Raw genomic sequence first — 12,234 nt, 5'->3', positions numbered from 1 at the left:
TAACGCTATGGGGAGGTCGCGTGAGCCCTGGCCCGCCAGGCGTAGGTGAAGTAGGGCAGCGAGATGACCGCGTCGGGTTCAAACGCGAGATAGTCGTGGAGGTACCACCGGAGGTTGGCCTCGAGCCGGGCCCGGGTGGCTTCGGAGGCGCGCTGGTAATAGCTGCGGGACTTCGCCAGGTCGACCACGCCGGCGGGGTCCAGCTCCTGGGTCCAGCGCACCCTCATGGGTTCGGGCCGGGTGAAGAGCGGCCCGAAGCCGGGCCGGTACCCGGGGGAGTAGACGTCACCGGCGTGCATGATGCGCGAGAGGCGGTGGACCCAGGGCAGGCCGACGTCGAGCTGGTTCCACAGGACCCCGAGCGTGCCTCCCGGCGCGAGGATGCGGGCGGCCTCTGCCGCGGCCGCCGCGGGGTCGACCCAGTGCCAGGCCTGGGCGAGGGTGACCAGGTCCACCGAGGCGCCGGGCAGCCCCGTGGTCTCGGCGGTCCCGGTGAGCACGGCCGCACCGGGCAGGCGGGAAGCGAGCACGGAGAGCATGTCGGCCGAGGGGTCGACGGCGGTCACGGTGAGCCCGTGGTCGAGCAGCATCCGGGTGAAGATCCCGGTGCCGGCACCGAGGTCGGCGGCGGAGGCGGCGCCCGGCGGGATCAGCCACTCCAGGATCTGCTCGGGGTAGGACGGGCGGACGCGGTCGTAGCGGCCGGCGCCGGTGAGGTACCCGGCAGCTAGCGAGCGCCGGCGGCCCGGGTCCATTCGGGGTCCGCTGCGCGCCGGGGCGGGCCTGCGCGGACCGGCCGGTGGCCCCTGGGGTGCGCCCGTCAGAGAAGATCGTCCATCTGCGGGTTGAGCATCCGGAGCACCTCGCTGTGGAGCGTGCCGTTGGTGGCCAGTGCGTTGCCGCCGTAGGGGCCGTCGGTGCCGTCGAGGGAGGTGAACCGTCCGCCGGCCTCGGTGACGATCGGCACCAGGGCCGCCATGTCGTGAAGGTTTAGTTCGGGTTCGCAGGCGATGTCGACGGCGCCCTCGGCCACCAGGCAGTACGACCAGAAGTCCCCGTAGGCGCGGGTGCGCCAGACCCGCTCGGTGAGGTTGACGAACTCCGGCAGGGCCGAACGCGCCTTCCACCCAGAGAGGCTCGAATAGGAAAGCGAGGCGTCCTCGAGGCGGGACACGTTCGAGACCCGCAGGCGGGTTGCGGCCGCCAGGGACTTGCCCATGAACGCACCGGTGCCTTCGGCTGCCCACCACCGCTTGCCCAGCGCCGGGGCGCTCACCAGGCCCACAACCGGCCGTCCTTCGTCCACGAGGGCGATCAGCGTGCCCCAGACGGGCACGCCGCGCACGAAGTTTTTGGTTCCGTCGATCGGATCGATGATCCAGCGCCGCGACCCCGACCCGGTGCTCCCGAACTCCTCGCCCAGCACGGCGTCGCGCGGGCGCACGCGCGAGAGCTGACTGCGGATGGATTCCTCCGCCGCCCGGTCGGCGTCGGTGACCGGGGTGAGGTCGGGCTTGGTCTCTACGCGGAGGTCCTGCGCCCGGAACCGGGACATGGTCTGGTCATCGACCGAGTCCGCCATCACGTGGGCAAGGCGCAGGTCATCGTTGTAGCTCTGGACGAGGTTCATGCCTTCAACTTATCGCTTCCGGGGCCATTACCCGGAAAGGCGCCGGGGCCCGGCTCTGCCCGGATGGCCGGGAATGATTTCAGCCTGCCTGTCCGGGAGGCGCCCCGCGTTCTCCATTCCCCAAATCGGCGCACAGGCGGGCTGCATATTATATCCGCCGCCTATCCGGCGGTCCACGCCGGGCGCGGCCGCCGGGCCGGTGTCGACACTCCTGGGGGGCAGGACTAGGCTCGCCGTCACAACGTAATTCTTCTGATGTCGTCCGCTGTTTCCGGATCCCCGCCGAGGCGGCCGGGAATAGTCGCCTTGTATCTCTGTCCACTCCTGGTATCGCGACGGAGCGCCATGAGCAGCGTTGGTTTGCTATACGTGGGCGCGGTTCTCTTCATCAACGGGCTAATGCTTATCGGGGTAGTCCCCGGTAAATCCGCGGCCATTCTCAATTTCTTTGTCGGGACGATGCAGGTTGTCTTTCCAACCATCATCCTCATTCAGGCCAATAATGACCTGCCCACCATTTTCGGGGCTGCCGGTCTGTATCTCTTCGGCTTTACCTACCTCTACGTTGGGATACTCCAGGTCACGGGGGTCAGCGGTGAGGGCCTTGGCTGGTTCTCGCTTTTCGTTGCCGCCTGTGCCGTTGTGATCGGCGCACTCCAGTTCACCCTCGTTGGGGACCCCGTCTTCGGTGTCATCTGGCTGACGTGGGCCGTTCTCTGGTTCCTGTTCTTCCTCCTGTTGGCCCTCGGGCGGGAATCCCTGACCTATGCCACCGGCTGGTTCACGATCTTCGTCGCCCACATCACCGGGACGGTTCCGGCGTTCTTCCTGCTGGTGGGCAGGTACGAGACGAACGCGGGGCTTGCCCTGCTGGTGACGGTTGCGGCGGTTGCCGCCCTGGCGGCAGGCCTCTTCCTCGGGCGGAAAGGCATCCCGCGCGGAAAGAGGTCGGAGGAGGGGGCGGCTGTGTCGCCGGCCTGAGTGTCGATCACCCAAAAGAAAGGTGTGCCCTATGCCCATCTATGAGTATTCCTGTCCGCAGTGCGCAGCATTCGAAGTGATCCGTCCTATGGAAGCAGCAGCGGACGCCCAGGCCTGCCCCACCTGCGGTTCGGAGGCGCGGCGGAAGATCAGCGCGCCCCACCTTTCAAGGACCGGCACGGCGGCCTTTTCACTGATCGATTCAACCCACCGCAGTGCGTCGGAACCGCAGGTGGTGACCGGGACGCTGCCGTCGGCGAATTCACGCAGGACCCCGTCCTATTCGTCCCATCCGCTTCACCAGAAACTGCCGCGGCCCTAGTTTCCGGGGTGCGGCCAGATCCAGATATCGGAGGAGTTCAAATGCCTGACGTTATATTCCCGCTCGATTCGACGCGAAAATTCGAAGACCAGGAGAAGGTCGGACACAACCGGTGGCATCCGGAAATTCCGCCGGTCGCCACGGTGAGGCGCGGTGATTCGTTCAGGGTCCACTGCCGTGAGTGGTTCGACGGCGCCATTGTCAACGACGACTCCGCCGACGACATCCTCAACGCCCCGCTCCTTACCGTCCACAAGCTCAGCGGGCCCTTCGCCGTCGAAGGAGCGAGGCCGGGAGACCTCCTCGTCGTCGACATTCTCGATGTCGGACCGATTCCGCAGGAGGACTCCGGGCCGCTGGCCGGGCAGGGGTGGGGCTACACCGGCATTTTCGCCCGGAACAACGGCGGCGGGTTCCTGACCGACCAGTTCCCTGACGCCTACAAGGCGATCTGGGACTTCACGGGCCAGGTGGCAACCTCGCGGCATGTGCCGGAGGTGTCCTATGTAGGGCTCATCCACCCCGGCCTGATGGGCACAGCGCCCTCGGCGCAGCTGCTGGCGAAGTGGAACCAGCGCGAAGGCGACCTGATCGCCACGGACCCCAACCGCGTGCCGCCGCTCGCGCTGCCGCCGGAACCGCGGGAGGCGGTGCTCGGCAGCCTGCCGGCGTCGGAGTTCGAGAGGGTGGCGGGGGAGGCCGCGCGCACGGCACCGCCCCGGGAGAACGGCGGCAACCAGGACATCAAGAACCTCTCGAAGGGCACCCGGATCTTCTATCCGGTGTTCGTCGACGGCGCGAACCTCTCGCTGGGCGATCTCCACTTCTCCCAGGGCGACGGCGAGATCACCTTCTGCGGTGCGATCGAGATGGGCGGCTTCGTTGACCTTCGGGTCGATGTCATCAAGGGAGGCATGGAAACCTACGGCGTGAGCGAGAACGCAATTTTTATGCCGGGCATCGTGGACCCCCGGTACAGCGAGTGGATCGCGTTTTCGGGCACGTCGGTGACCCTGGACGGCAAGCAGCACTATCTCGACTCGCACCTGTCCTACCAGCGTGCGTGCCTTCACGCCATCGACTACCTGACGAAGTTCGGCTACAGCCCCGAGCAGGCCTACCTGCTGCTGGGATCGGCGCCGATCGAGGGCAGGCTGTCAGGCGTGGTGGACATTCCCAACTCGTGTTCGACGGTCTACATTCCGACGGCGATCTTCGACTTCGATGTGCGTCCCTCGGCGGCCGGCCCGCACCGGGTGAACGCCGGCATGGGCGCGCCGCGGTCGAACAACACGTAGGAGAGCCCCCGGCCTCCACCGGGAGCCATTAACGGCCAAGGGCCACCGGCGGCGGATGCCGCAGCGGTGACCCTTGGTTCGGCCGCTTAGCGCGGCCGGAGGTTGCAATCCCGGAGGAAGGGAACCTTAGAGAACGGTGATGTTCTCAGCCTGGGGGCCCTTGGGTCCCTGGGTGGTCTCGAAGTTGACCTTCTGGTTTTCTTCGAGTGAACGGAAGCCGTTCGAATTGATTGCGGAGAAGTGTGCGAACACGTCGGCGCCGCCGTCTTCGGGAGCGATGAAACCAAAGCCCTTTTCAGCGTTGAACCATTTCACTGTACCTGTAGCCATTTTTGGATCCTTACCTTGTGAGAGACGCCCCGTAATCCGGTGCGCTCGTCGTGGTGTTCGTTTTCGCTTATCAAAACAGCTTTCGAACTCCGAAAGGAGGATTCAAGGCCAGAAATTCAATGCGCAACACAACAACTTCGTCAAGTCTAACAGGCTTCACTGGCTTCCCAGTTCCTTCGCCTCCTGGGCCGCCTGGCGGGAGTCCGTGGACCCGGCGCCGAGCAGGCGCCGCAGGGAGGCAAGGCGCACCGGCCCTGATTCGCCGGCGGCGCCGCTGGCCACCCACCCGTCGAGGCCGCAGTTCACGGCGTTGGAGTCGTGCAGGCAGCCGCGTTCGCAGTCGACGGTGCCCGGTTCAAGGTCGGGGAAGGCCTGGAGGATCCGGTCGGGGTCGACGTGGGCCAGTCCGAAGGACCGGATGCCGGGAGTGTCGATGATCCAGGTGCCGGGGGCGGACCCGGCGGCCTTGAGCGCAACGGCCGAGGACGAGGTGTGGCGGCCGCGGCCCGTGACGGCGTTGACCCCTCCGGTGGCGCGCGTGGAGCCCGTGAGGGCGTTGACCAGGGTGGACTTGCCGACCCCCGAGTGGCCCAGCAGCACGCTGACCTGCCCGTCGAGTTCCTCCCGTAGGGTGCTGATGGCACCGCCGGAGAGCCGGGCCGAGGCGCCGTCGTCGGAGGTGGCCTCGATGCCGCCGGTGTCGGCGGCGGTCCTGCTGATCACCACCCGCAGGTCGAGGTGCTCGTAGTTCGCAAGCAGGGGCGCAGGGTCTACCAGGTCAGCCTTTGTGACGCACAGCAGGGGGCGGATGCCGGCGTCGTAGGCGGCGACCAGCGCGCGGTCGATGAATCCGGTGCGCGGTTCCGGGTTGGCGGCGGCGACGACGATGACCAGCTGGTCGGCGTTGGCGACCACGACACGCTCCACCGGGTCGGTGTCGTCCGCGCTGCGGCGCAGCACGGTGCGCCGCTCCTCGACGCGCACCAGACGCGCCAGGGAGTCAGGGCCGCCGGAGAGATCTCCGACGAGCGCCACCAGGTCGCCGGCGACGACGGCACTGCGGCGCAGTTCGCGGGCCCGCGCGGCGACGATGAGCCGCTCGTCGGGGGTGTCCTCGTCGACGACGGCGGTGTAGCGGCCGCGGTCGACGGTGACGATCCTGCCGGTGACGGCGTCCTCGTAGGCCGGGCGGTTCTTGGTGCGGGGGCGGGACCCCTTCTTGTTGGGGCGGATCCGCACGTCGGACTCGTCCCAGGCCCGGGAGCCCCTCCGGTTGCCGGCCTCAGTCACCCGGGGAGTCCCCGGTGCGCGCCGTGGCCACGAGCTGCGCCCACAGGTCGGGGAACTGCGGCAGCGTCTTGGCCGTGGTGGCGATGTTCTCGACGAGGACCCCGTCGACGGCGAGGCCGATCACCGCGCCGGCCGTGGCCATGCGGTGGTCGTCGTAGGTGGAAAACACACCGCCGTGAAGGGAAGCGGGCCGGATGAGGAGGCCGTCCGCGGTTTCCTCGGCGTCCCCGCCCAGGGCGTTGATCTCCCGCACCAGGGCCGCCAGCCGGTCCGTCTCGTGACCCCGCAGGTGGGCGATGCCGCTCAGGGTCGAAGGGGTCTCGGCGAGGGCGCACAGCGCGGCCACCGTCGGCGCCAGTTCGCTGGTGTCGGCGAAATCCCCGCCGGTGATGCGCGGGCCGCCGGTGACCGTCAGGGCGCCGCCGGCCAGCTCCACCGAGGCGCCCAGGCGGGGAAGGATCTGCCGCCACGCGTCGCCCACCTGGGTGGTCTCCGCCGGCCAGTTCGGGATGGTCACCCTGCCGCCGGTGACCACCGCGGCGGCGAGGAACGGCCCGGCATTGGAAAGGTCCGGTTCGATGGCGATGTCGAAGGCGCGGATCGGGCCGGGGCTGATCCGCCAGGACATCGGGACGCTGTCATCGACGTCGACGCCGACACTCCGGAGCACCTTCACCGTCATCGCGATGTGCTCGAGGCTGGGCAGCCTGCCGCCGGCGTGCTCGAGGTGGAGCCCCCGGGTAAACGCCGCCCCGGCCAGCAGCAGTGCGGAGACAAACTGCGAGGACGCACCGGCGTCGATCGCCAGGTGCCCGCCCTCGACGGCGCCGCGGCCGTCGACGGTGAAGGGAAGGGCGCCGGCGCCGCCGTCCTCGACGGAGACCCCCAGGCCGCGCAGGGCACCGATGGTGGCACCCATGGGGCGCCGGCGGGCGTGCGGATCGCCGTCGAACGCGGTGGCGCCCTCCTGCAGCGCCGCCAGCACCGGCACGAAGCGCATCACCGTTCCGGCCAGTCCGCAGTCGATCCGCCGCTCCCGGCGCTCCCGCGGAAAGGGGACCACGTGCAGGTCCGGCCCGAACCGCCCGGTCCCCCCGATCTCGGTGACCGTTGCGCCGAGCGCACGCAGGGCGTCGATCATGAGCGCCGAATCGCGGGAGTGGAGGGGGTTGCGCAGGGTCGACGGCCCGTCGGCCAGGGCCGCCAGTACGAGGTAGCGGTTGGTCAGGGACTTGGAGCCCGGAACCTCAATGACGGCGTCGACGGGCGCGGCGGGCCGGGGGGCCGGCCAGGCGTCGTGAGATAGCTGAGGCTCGGCGGTCCCGGCAGAAGGATGGGTCATGGAGGTTAGGAACCCACAACGTCGGCGGCGGTGCGGCGGACGGCGAGGTCGGCCTTCTTCAGCTGCTTGCGGGCGTCCTTGCTGATCCCCACCGCGTTCTTCTTGGCACCCGAGGCGAAGTGCTCCGCGCGCCAGGCCAGGCCGGGGCGGCCGTTGGTGTCAACGGAGGCCAGCAGCGCCGCCCCCACGAGGGAGAGGTTGCGCAGCAGTTGGCCGCGGCGTTCCTTGCGGGCTGCCGGAGTCGAGGAGTCGGCCGACTTGAAATCGACAAGCGTGTTGGCCGCGGCGGAGACCGCGAGCAGCGTGCCGGCGACCCGGGAGAACCGTCCGAGACCGAGCAGGATGCCCGCGCCGAGCTGCACGCCGCCCAGGACCTGGGCGACCCGCTTGGCGTCAGCGGTCACCGGGGCCAGGGAGGGGACGGCCTTGCCCAGCCGGGTCAGGACGGGTTGGAGCTGCTCGGCGCTTTTTCCTGCGCTCCGCAGCCGGTCCACCCCCGAGAAGGCGAAGCTGCTGGCGGTCAGTGGTCGGGCGATAACGCGGACAAGGGTCACAAGAGCCTCCTGGTTGCCGGCGCACCGGCGCCGGTGTTCATGATGATTCGGAACTTACGAAGCACGCTGCGTCTAGTTTTGCACTTTTGGACGTGCGAGGCGATCCGCCCGCCGCCGTACCGGCAGGGGGTGATCCCGCCGGAAAAATGTGCTCCGCGGTGTTCCCTCACAGTGCCGGGGGAGCCGGTGGAATAAGGCGGCGCCTGCCGGGGTTCCATCTGAGTAAGCGAAATCGACGGACGGGGGCACATTGGGTACACCTGCAAGTGTTTCGGAACAGCTCGCGCCGGGATTCCAGCTGAACGTTACGCTGGAGCAGCGGCGCCGCTCGGCGGCGCCCAGCAACGGGCGCGTAGACTTTCCCCCAATGAATACAACAGCTCCGGCGGGCAGCAGCTCGACCGAAAATGACCAGTTGGACGTATCCACGGAATCGGACGCAGACCGCAAGGCCCGCTTCGAGCGGGACGCCATGCAGTACGTCGACCAGTTGTACTCGGCGGCCATGCGCATGGCCCGCAACCCCAGCGACGCCGAGGACCTGGTGCAGGAGGCCTATACCAAGGCGTTCTCGGCGTTCCACCAGTACAAGCCGGGAACGAACCTCAAGGCCTGGCTGTACCGGATCCTGACGAACACCTATATCAATCTCTACCGGAAGCGCCAGCGGGAGCCGCTGCAGTCGCATTCGGACACGATCGAGGACTGGCAGCTGGCCAAGGCGGCAGAACACACCTCCTCGGGTCTGCGGTCGGCCGAGGCCGAGGCGCTGGACCACCTGCCGGACTCGGACATTAAGAACGCGCTCCAGTCGATCCCGGAGGAGTTCCGCCTCGCGGTGTACTTCTCGGACGTCGAAGGCTTTGCGTACAAGGAAATCTCAGAAATCATGAATACGCCCATCGGGACGGTGATGTCCCGGTTGCACCGCGGGCGAAAGCTGCTGCGCGACCTCCTGTCGGAGTACGCGCTGGAGCGGGGGCTCGGCACCCCGGCCGCGGTGGAGGGTGTCAAGGGCACGAAACAGGAGAGTGCGAAATGAAGGATTGCGAAGAGTTGGGGGACTGCCCCGATGCGCGGATCGAGAAGCTGTACGACTACCTTGACGGCGAGCTCTCGCACAAGGACCTCGTAGAGATCAAGGCGCACCTCGACAGCTGCGCCGAGTGCGCCAAGGAGTACGACCTCGAGTGCGTCATCCGGGAGGTCGTGAAGCGCTCCTGCAGGGAGACGGCACCGACCTCGCTGAAGGACAATATCCTCGAGCGGATCGGCCAGCTGAAGACCGCCGGGCACTAGGCCCGGCCGCAGACAGAAAAAGACCCCCGTGCCGGAAGGCCGGGGGTCTTTTGCTGTGTTCCAACGATCAGGTGTTGGGACGCTTACCGTGGTTAGCGCCTCCGCGCTTACGGTCGCGGCGCTTGCGTGCTCGCTTGCTCATGGCTGGCCTCCTTAGATATGCCTACAGAACTGCATTCAAGTCTCCCACATCCGGCGGGTGCCTCCTAAACGCCCTGCGCCTCGGGCGCCCGGCGCGCAGGCCCGCCCTAGGATGGGGGCACAGCACCTACCGGAGGAGATTTCCAATGCGCGCCGCCTACGTCGAAGCGACATCGAAGGACAACCCGCTCGGGGCCCTGCGGGTGGGGGAGTTCGAGCCGCCCGCGCCGCCGGACGGGTTCCGCCGGGTGAGGGTGGTGGCCTCCGCGCTGAACCGCCATGACCTGTTCTCCCTCCAGGGGGTGGGCCTGCCGGATGAGCGCCTCCCCATGGTCCTCGGGTGCGATGCGGCGGGGGTCGACGACGACGGGCGCAGCGTGATTGTGCACTCGGTGCTGGCCTCGCCGGGATGGGAGGGCGATGAGACCTTGGACCCGCGACGCTCCCTGCTCTCCGAACGCCACCCGGGCACCATGGCGGACTATGTGTGGGTGCCCGAACGCAACCTGGTGCCCAAGCCCGAGGATCTTTCCTTCGAGGAGGCCGCCTGCCTTCCTACCGCGTGGCTGACCGCCTACCGGATGCTGTTCACCGTCTCGCCCGCGGCCCCCGGTTCGACGATCCTGGTCCAGGGGTCGGGCGGCGGCGTTTCCACGGCCCTGATCAGCCTCGCGGCGGCCGCCGGCTTCCGCGTCTGGGTCACGGGCAGGAACGCCGAGAAGCTCGACCGTGCCCGCGCCCTGGGGGCCGCGGACGCCTTCGAGGCCGGTGCCCGCCTGCCGGAGCGGGTCGACGTCGTGTTCGACTCCGTCGGCGAGGCGACCTGGTCCCACTCGCTCAAGGCGCTGCGGCCCGGGGGAGCGGTGGTGACCTGCGGCGCCACCAGCGGGTCCGCGCCCTCGGCGGAGCTGAACCGGGTGTTCTTCCTCCAGTTGCGGGTCCTCGGCTCCACCATGGGCACCCGGGACGAGCTGCTCCGGCTGACCCGTCTTCTGGCGGCCACGGGCGTCCGCCCGCCGATCGATTCGGTACTCGGCCTCGAGGAGGCGGCGGACGGCTTCGCCCGGATGGCCGCCGGTGACGTGTTCGGCAAGATCGTCTTCCGGCACTAGTGCTGTACCCGCCGGCGGTGCCGGCGGGTACAGCACGGCCCGCGCGGGCGGGCTGCGGTCAGCCCAGGGTCGCCTCGGCGGGGTCCCAGTCCTCGGGCAGGGCCGGAGCCGGCGCGGCGGAGCTGTCGACGCCGACGAAGGCCCCGGTGTCAATCGACTCGCTGATGGAGACCATGGTGTCGAGCACGTGGTACGCGAGTTCGCCCTGCGCCCGGTGCGGGACGCCGGAGCGCAGGGCCCGCGCCATCTCCAGCACCCCGACGCCCCGGCCGGCCGCGGAGCCGGTCACCGGCAGTGTCTTCCAGTCCTCGGAGCCCCGGGGCAGGATGCGCAGTTGACCGTCAAAGACGTTCGGGTCGGGAATCGCCAGGGTCGCCTCGGTGCCCGTAATCTCGAAGAAGCCAGTCCGGGTCAGCGGTGAATCGAAGCTGAACACGCTGTGTGAGGAGGTGCCGTTGCGGAACTGGGCCAGGGCGCTGACGTGGGTGGGCACCGTGACGGGGAACTGCTCGCCGGCCCTGGTGCCCGAGCCGACCGTGCGGACCTCCCGGGCCCGTGATCCCACCGCCGCCACCTTGGCCACCGGGCCGAAGGTCTGGATCAGGGCGGTGAGGTAGTACGGGCCCATGTCGAACAGGGGGCCGGCGCCCTCTCCGAAGAGGAAGCCGGGGTTCGGGTGCCAGGCGTCGGGCCCCGCGTACTGCATCACGGTCTGGCCGGTCAGGGGAACGCCGATGTCGCCGTGGTCAATGGCCCGCCGGGCCGACTGCAGCCCGGCGCCGAGGAAGGTGTCGGGGGCGCAGCCAAGCCGCAGGCCCGCCGCTTCGGCCGTGCGCAGCAGCGCCAGCCCGCTCTCCCGGTCCAGTGAGAACGGCTTCTCGCTCCAGACGTGCTTGCCCGCGCGCACCGCTGCCGTCGCCACCTCGACGTGGGCGGCCGGCGTCGTGAGGTTGACGATGATCTCGACGTCCGGATGGTTCAGCGCGGCATCGACGCCGCCCCAGGCATCGATGCGGTACTCGGCGGCGCGCGATGCGGCCGCCGCCTCCGAGAGGTCGGCGACAACGTGCACCTCGATGTCGGGAAACGCGGTGAGGCTGTCCAGGTACTGGGTGCTGATGTTCCCCGCGCCGATGATGCCGACGCCGACCGGGCCCGTGCGGCTCATGCGTGCACCGCTCCCCGGCGGAGGAACGCAAGGCTCTGGGCGATGCCCTCGAAGATGTCGCCGGCGTAGTCGTCGAACTCCACGACACCCACTTCGAGGGAACCCGCCGCGGACAGGACCGCGCGCACCGGAATGCTGCCCTGCCCGGCCGGGACCTGCGCCATCGTGTCCGTCGTGGCCGGTCCGTCCTTGATGTGGAGGAAACGGACCCTGTCGCCGAGGCGGCGCACCAGCTGCGCCGGGTCCTGCCCGCCGACCGCCGCCCAGTAGGCGTCGACCTCGAGGAGGACCCCGGGGTCCAGCCGGGCCGCGAGGTATTCAAGGGCCGTGGTTCCATCGATCAACGACTCCAGCTCCCAGGCGTGGTTGTGGTAACCCACCCGGATCCCGGAAGCGGCACCCCTGGCCGCGGCGGCATTGAGCTTCTCCGCGGTGGCTTCGATGTCCGCGGCCTCCTGCCAGCGCTCGGCCGGGACGAGGGGCTCGATGACCGTTCCAATGCCGAGGCGCGCGGCGGCGGCGAAGATCTCGTCCTGGTCCGCGCTCAGCAGCGGCGCATGCCCCGACGGGGCGGTGAGGGAATGCTCCTCCAGCGCCCGCCCGAGCTCCCCGGCACGGGCAACAAAGTCATAGGGTTCGACGTGGCCGAACCCGGCGTGGGCCACCCTGGCGATCGTGCCCGGAAGATCCGCCTCGAGGGCGTCCCGGACGGTGTAGAGCTGGACTGAGGTACGCATTGCGTGTCCTTTCACGAAGGGATTGGAGGA

At 68.9% G+C, this 12,234-nt stretch carries 15 protein-coding genes; 6 read left to right on the top strand and 9 right to left on the bottom strand.

From position 1 onward, the window contains the following. Window positions 1–5: 5 nt before the first annotated feature. A complete protein-coding gene (locus E2F48_RS16015) occupies window positions 6–755 on the bottom strand; it encodes a class I SAM-dependent methyltransferase (RefSeq protein ID WP_133404962.1) in 750 nt (249 codons plus the stop codon). Window positions 756–820: 65 nt separating this feature from the next. Next, window positions 821–1,630, bottom strand: a complete 810-nt coding sequence (gene hisN / locus E2F48_RS16010; protein ID WP_120165147.1) for a histidinol-phosphatase — start codon at window positions 1,628–1,630, stop codon at window positions 821–823. A 345-nt stretch (window positions 1,631–1,975) separates the two neighbouring features. Between hisN and E2F48_RS16005 the strand changes: the two genes are divergently transcribed. Genes E2F48_RS16005 through fmdA form a run of 3 tightly spaced genes read left to right on the top strand, consistent with a single transcriptional unit; the run spans window position 1,976 to window position 4,231 of the window. Continuing rightward, window positions 1,976–2,611, top strand: a complete 636-nt coding sequence (locus E2F48_RS16005) for an AmiS/UreI family transporter (protein ID WP_133404961.1) — start codon at window positions 1,976–1,978, stop codon at window positions 2,609–2,611. Window positions 2,612–2,642: 31 nt separating this feature from the next. Further along, a complete protein-coding gene (locus tag E2F48_RS16000; RefSeq protein WP_133404960.1) occupies window positions 2,643–2,933 on the top strand; it encodes an FmdB family zinc ribbon protein in 291 nt (96 codons plus the stop codon). 41 nt (window positions 2,934–2,974) lie between these two features. After that, window positions 2,975–4,231 (top strand): formamidase, encoded by a 1,257-nt coding sequence (fmdA, locus tag E2F48_RS15995; protein ID WP_133404959.1) that lies wholly within the window; start codon window positions 2,975–2,977, stop codon window positions 4,229–4,231. Between the two features lie 126 nt (window positions 4,232–4,357). On the opposite strand, the gene E2F48_RS15990 is transcribed toward fmdA, so the two are convergent. From E2F48_RS15990 to E2F48_RS15975, 4 genes are all read right to left on the bottom strand, one after another. After that, on the bottom strand, window positions 4,358–4,561 hold the full coding sequence (locus E2F48_RS15990) for a cold-shock protein (RefSeq protein ID WP_026532371.1): 204 nt from the start codon (window positions 4,559–4,561) through the stop codon (window positions 4,358–4,360). 156 nt (window positions 4,562–4,717) lie between these two features. Continuing rightward, a complete protein-coding gene (rsgA, locus tag E2F48_RS15985) occupies window positions 4,718–5,851 on the bottom strand; it encodes a ribosome small subunit-dependent GTPase A (protein WP_133404958.1) in 1,134 nt (377 codons plus the stop codon). Next, window positions 5,844–7,193, bottom strand: coding sequence for a 3-phosphoshikimate 1-carboxyvinyltransferase (gene aroA, locus E2F48_RS15980; RefSeq protein WP_133404957.1), 1,350 nt, complete (start codon window positions 7,191–7,193; stop codon window positions 5,844–5,846). Before aroA ends, rsgA begins: the two co-directional genes overlap by 8 nt. A gap of 5 nt (window positions 7,194–7,198) precedes the next feature. Further along, window positions 7,199–7,747, bottom strand: a complete 549-nt coding sequence (locus E2F48_RS15975; RefSeq protein ID WP_133404956.1) for a DoxX family membrane protein — start codon at window positions 7,745–7,747, stop codon at window positions 7,199–7,201. Window positions 7,748–8,045: 298 nt separating this feature from the next. Between E2F48_RS15975 and E2F48_RS15970 the strand changes: the two genes are divergently transcribed. After that, window positions 8,046–8,789 (top strand): sigma-70 family RNA polymerase sigma factor, encoded by a 744-nt coding sequence (locus tag E2F48_RS15970; RefSeq protein ID WP_269823068.1) that lies wholly within the window; start codon window positions 8,046–8,048, stop codon window positions 8,787–8,789. Next, entirely contained in the window at window positions 8,786–9,046 is a 261-nt protein-coding gene (gene rsrA, locus E2F48_RS15965) for a mycothiol system anti-sigma-R factor (RefSeq protein ID WP_133404955.1), read from the top strand. The genes E2F48_RS15970 and rsrA overlap by 4 nt, the downstream gene beginning before the upstream one ends. Before the next feature lie 67 nt (window positions 9,047–9,113). Here the strand turns inward: rsrA and E2F48_RS17810 are convergent, their stop codons facing one another. Next, complete coding sequence (locus tag E2F48_RS17810) at window positions 9,114–9,188, bottom strand: 50S ribosomal protein bL37 (protein WP_369299106.1); 75 nt, start codon at window positions 9,186–9,188, stop codon at window positions 9,114–9,116. A 145-nt stretch (window positions 9,189–9,333) separates the two neighbouring features. On the opposite strand from E2F48_RS17810, the gene E2F48_RS15960 reads away from it, so the two are divergent. Then, complete coding sequence (locus E2F48_RS15960; RefSeq protein ID WP_133404954.1) at window positions 9,334–10,299, top strand: zinc-binding dehydrogenase; 966 nt, start codon at window positions 9,334–9,336, stop codon at window positions 10,297–10,299. Window positions 10,300–10,357: 58 nt separating this feature from the next. On the opposite strand, the gene E2F48_RS15955 is transcribed toward E2F48_RS15960, so the two are convergent. Beyond that, on the bottom strand, window positions 10,358–11,467 hold the full coding sequence (locus tag E2F48_RS15955) for a Gfo/Idh/MocA family protein (protein WP_133404953.1): 1,110 nt from the start codon (window positions 11,465–11,467) through the stop codon (window positions 10,358–10,360). Continuing rightward, a complete protein-coding gene (locus E2F48_RS15950; protein ID WP_133404952.1) occupies window positions 11,464–12,204 on the bottom strand; it encodes a sugar phosphate isomerase/epimerase family protein in 741 nt (246 codons plus the stop codon). The genes E2F48_RS15955 and E2F48_RS15950 overlap by 4 nt, the downstream gene beginning before the upstream one ends. Window positions 12,205–12,234 lie beyond the last annotated feature (30 nt).

The sequence above is a fragment of the Arthrobacter crusticola genome, assembly GCF_004357995.1.
Taxonomy (GTDB): Bacteria; Actinomycetota; Actinomycetes; order Actinomycetales; family Micrococcaceae; genus Arthrobacter_D; species Arthrobacter_D crusticola.
The sequence above is the reverse complement of the archived record's forward strand: the minus strand, read 5'-3'. Positions and strand labels throughout refer to the sequence as shown.

Excerpts from the sequence above, each read along its gene's own strand:
- E2F48_RS16015 (WP_133404962.1), bottom strand. The coding sequence starts at position 755 with ATGGACCCGGGCCGCCGGCGCTCGCTAGCTGCCGGGTACCTCACCGGC.
- hisN (WP_120165147.1), bottom strand. The coding sequence starts at position 1,630 with ATGAACCTCGTCCAGAGCTACAACGATGACCTGCGCCTTGCCCACGTG.
- E2F48_RS16005 (WP_133404961.1), top strand. The coding sequence starts at position 1,976 with ATGAGCAGCGTTGGTTTGCTATACGTGGGCGCGGTTCTCTTCATCAAC.
- E2F48_RS16000 (WP_133404960.1), top strand. The coding sequence starts at position 2,643 with ATGCCCATCTATGAGTATTCCTGTCCGCAGTGCGCAGCATTCGAAGTG.
- fmdA (WP_133404959.1), top strand. The coding sequence starts at position 2,975 with ATGCCTGACGTTATATTCCCGCTCGATTCGACGCGAAAATTCGAAGAC.
- E2F48_RS15990 (WP_026532371.1), bottom strand. The coding sequence starts at position 4,561 with ATGGCTACAGGTACAGTGAAATGGTTCAACGCTGAAAAGGGCTTTGGT.
- aroA (WP_133404957.1), bottom strand. The coding sequence starts at position 7,193 with ATGACCCATCCTTCTGCCGGGACCGCCGAGCCTCAGCTATCTCACGAC.
- rsrA (WP_133404955.1), top strand. The coding sequence starts at position 8,786 with ATGAAGGATTGCGAAGAGTTGGGGGACTGCCCCGATGCGCGGATCGAG.
- E2F48_RS15960 (WP_133404954.1), top strand. The coding sequence starts at position 9,334 with ATGCGCGCCGCCTACGTCGAAGCGACATCGAAGGACAACCCGCTCGGG.
- E2F48_RS15955 (WP_133404953.1), bottom strand. The coding sequence starts at position 11,467 with ATGAGCCGCACGGGCCCGGTCGGCGTCGGCATCATCGGCGCGGGGAAC.
- E2F48_RS15950 (WP_133404952.1), bottom strand. The coding sequence starts at position 12,204 with ATGCGTACCTCAGTCCAGCTCTACACCGTCCGGGACGCCCTCGAGGCG.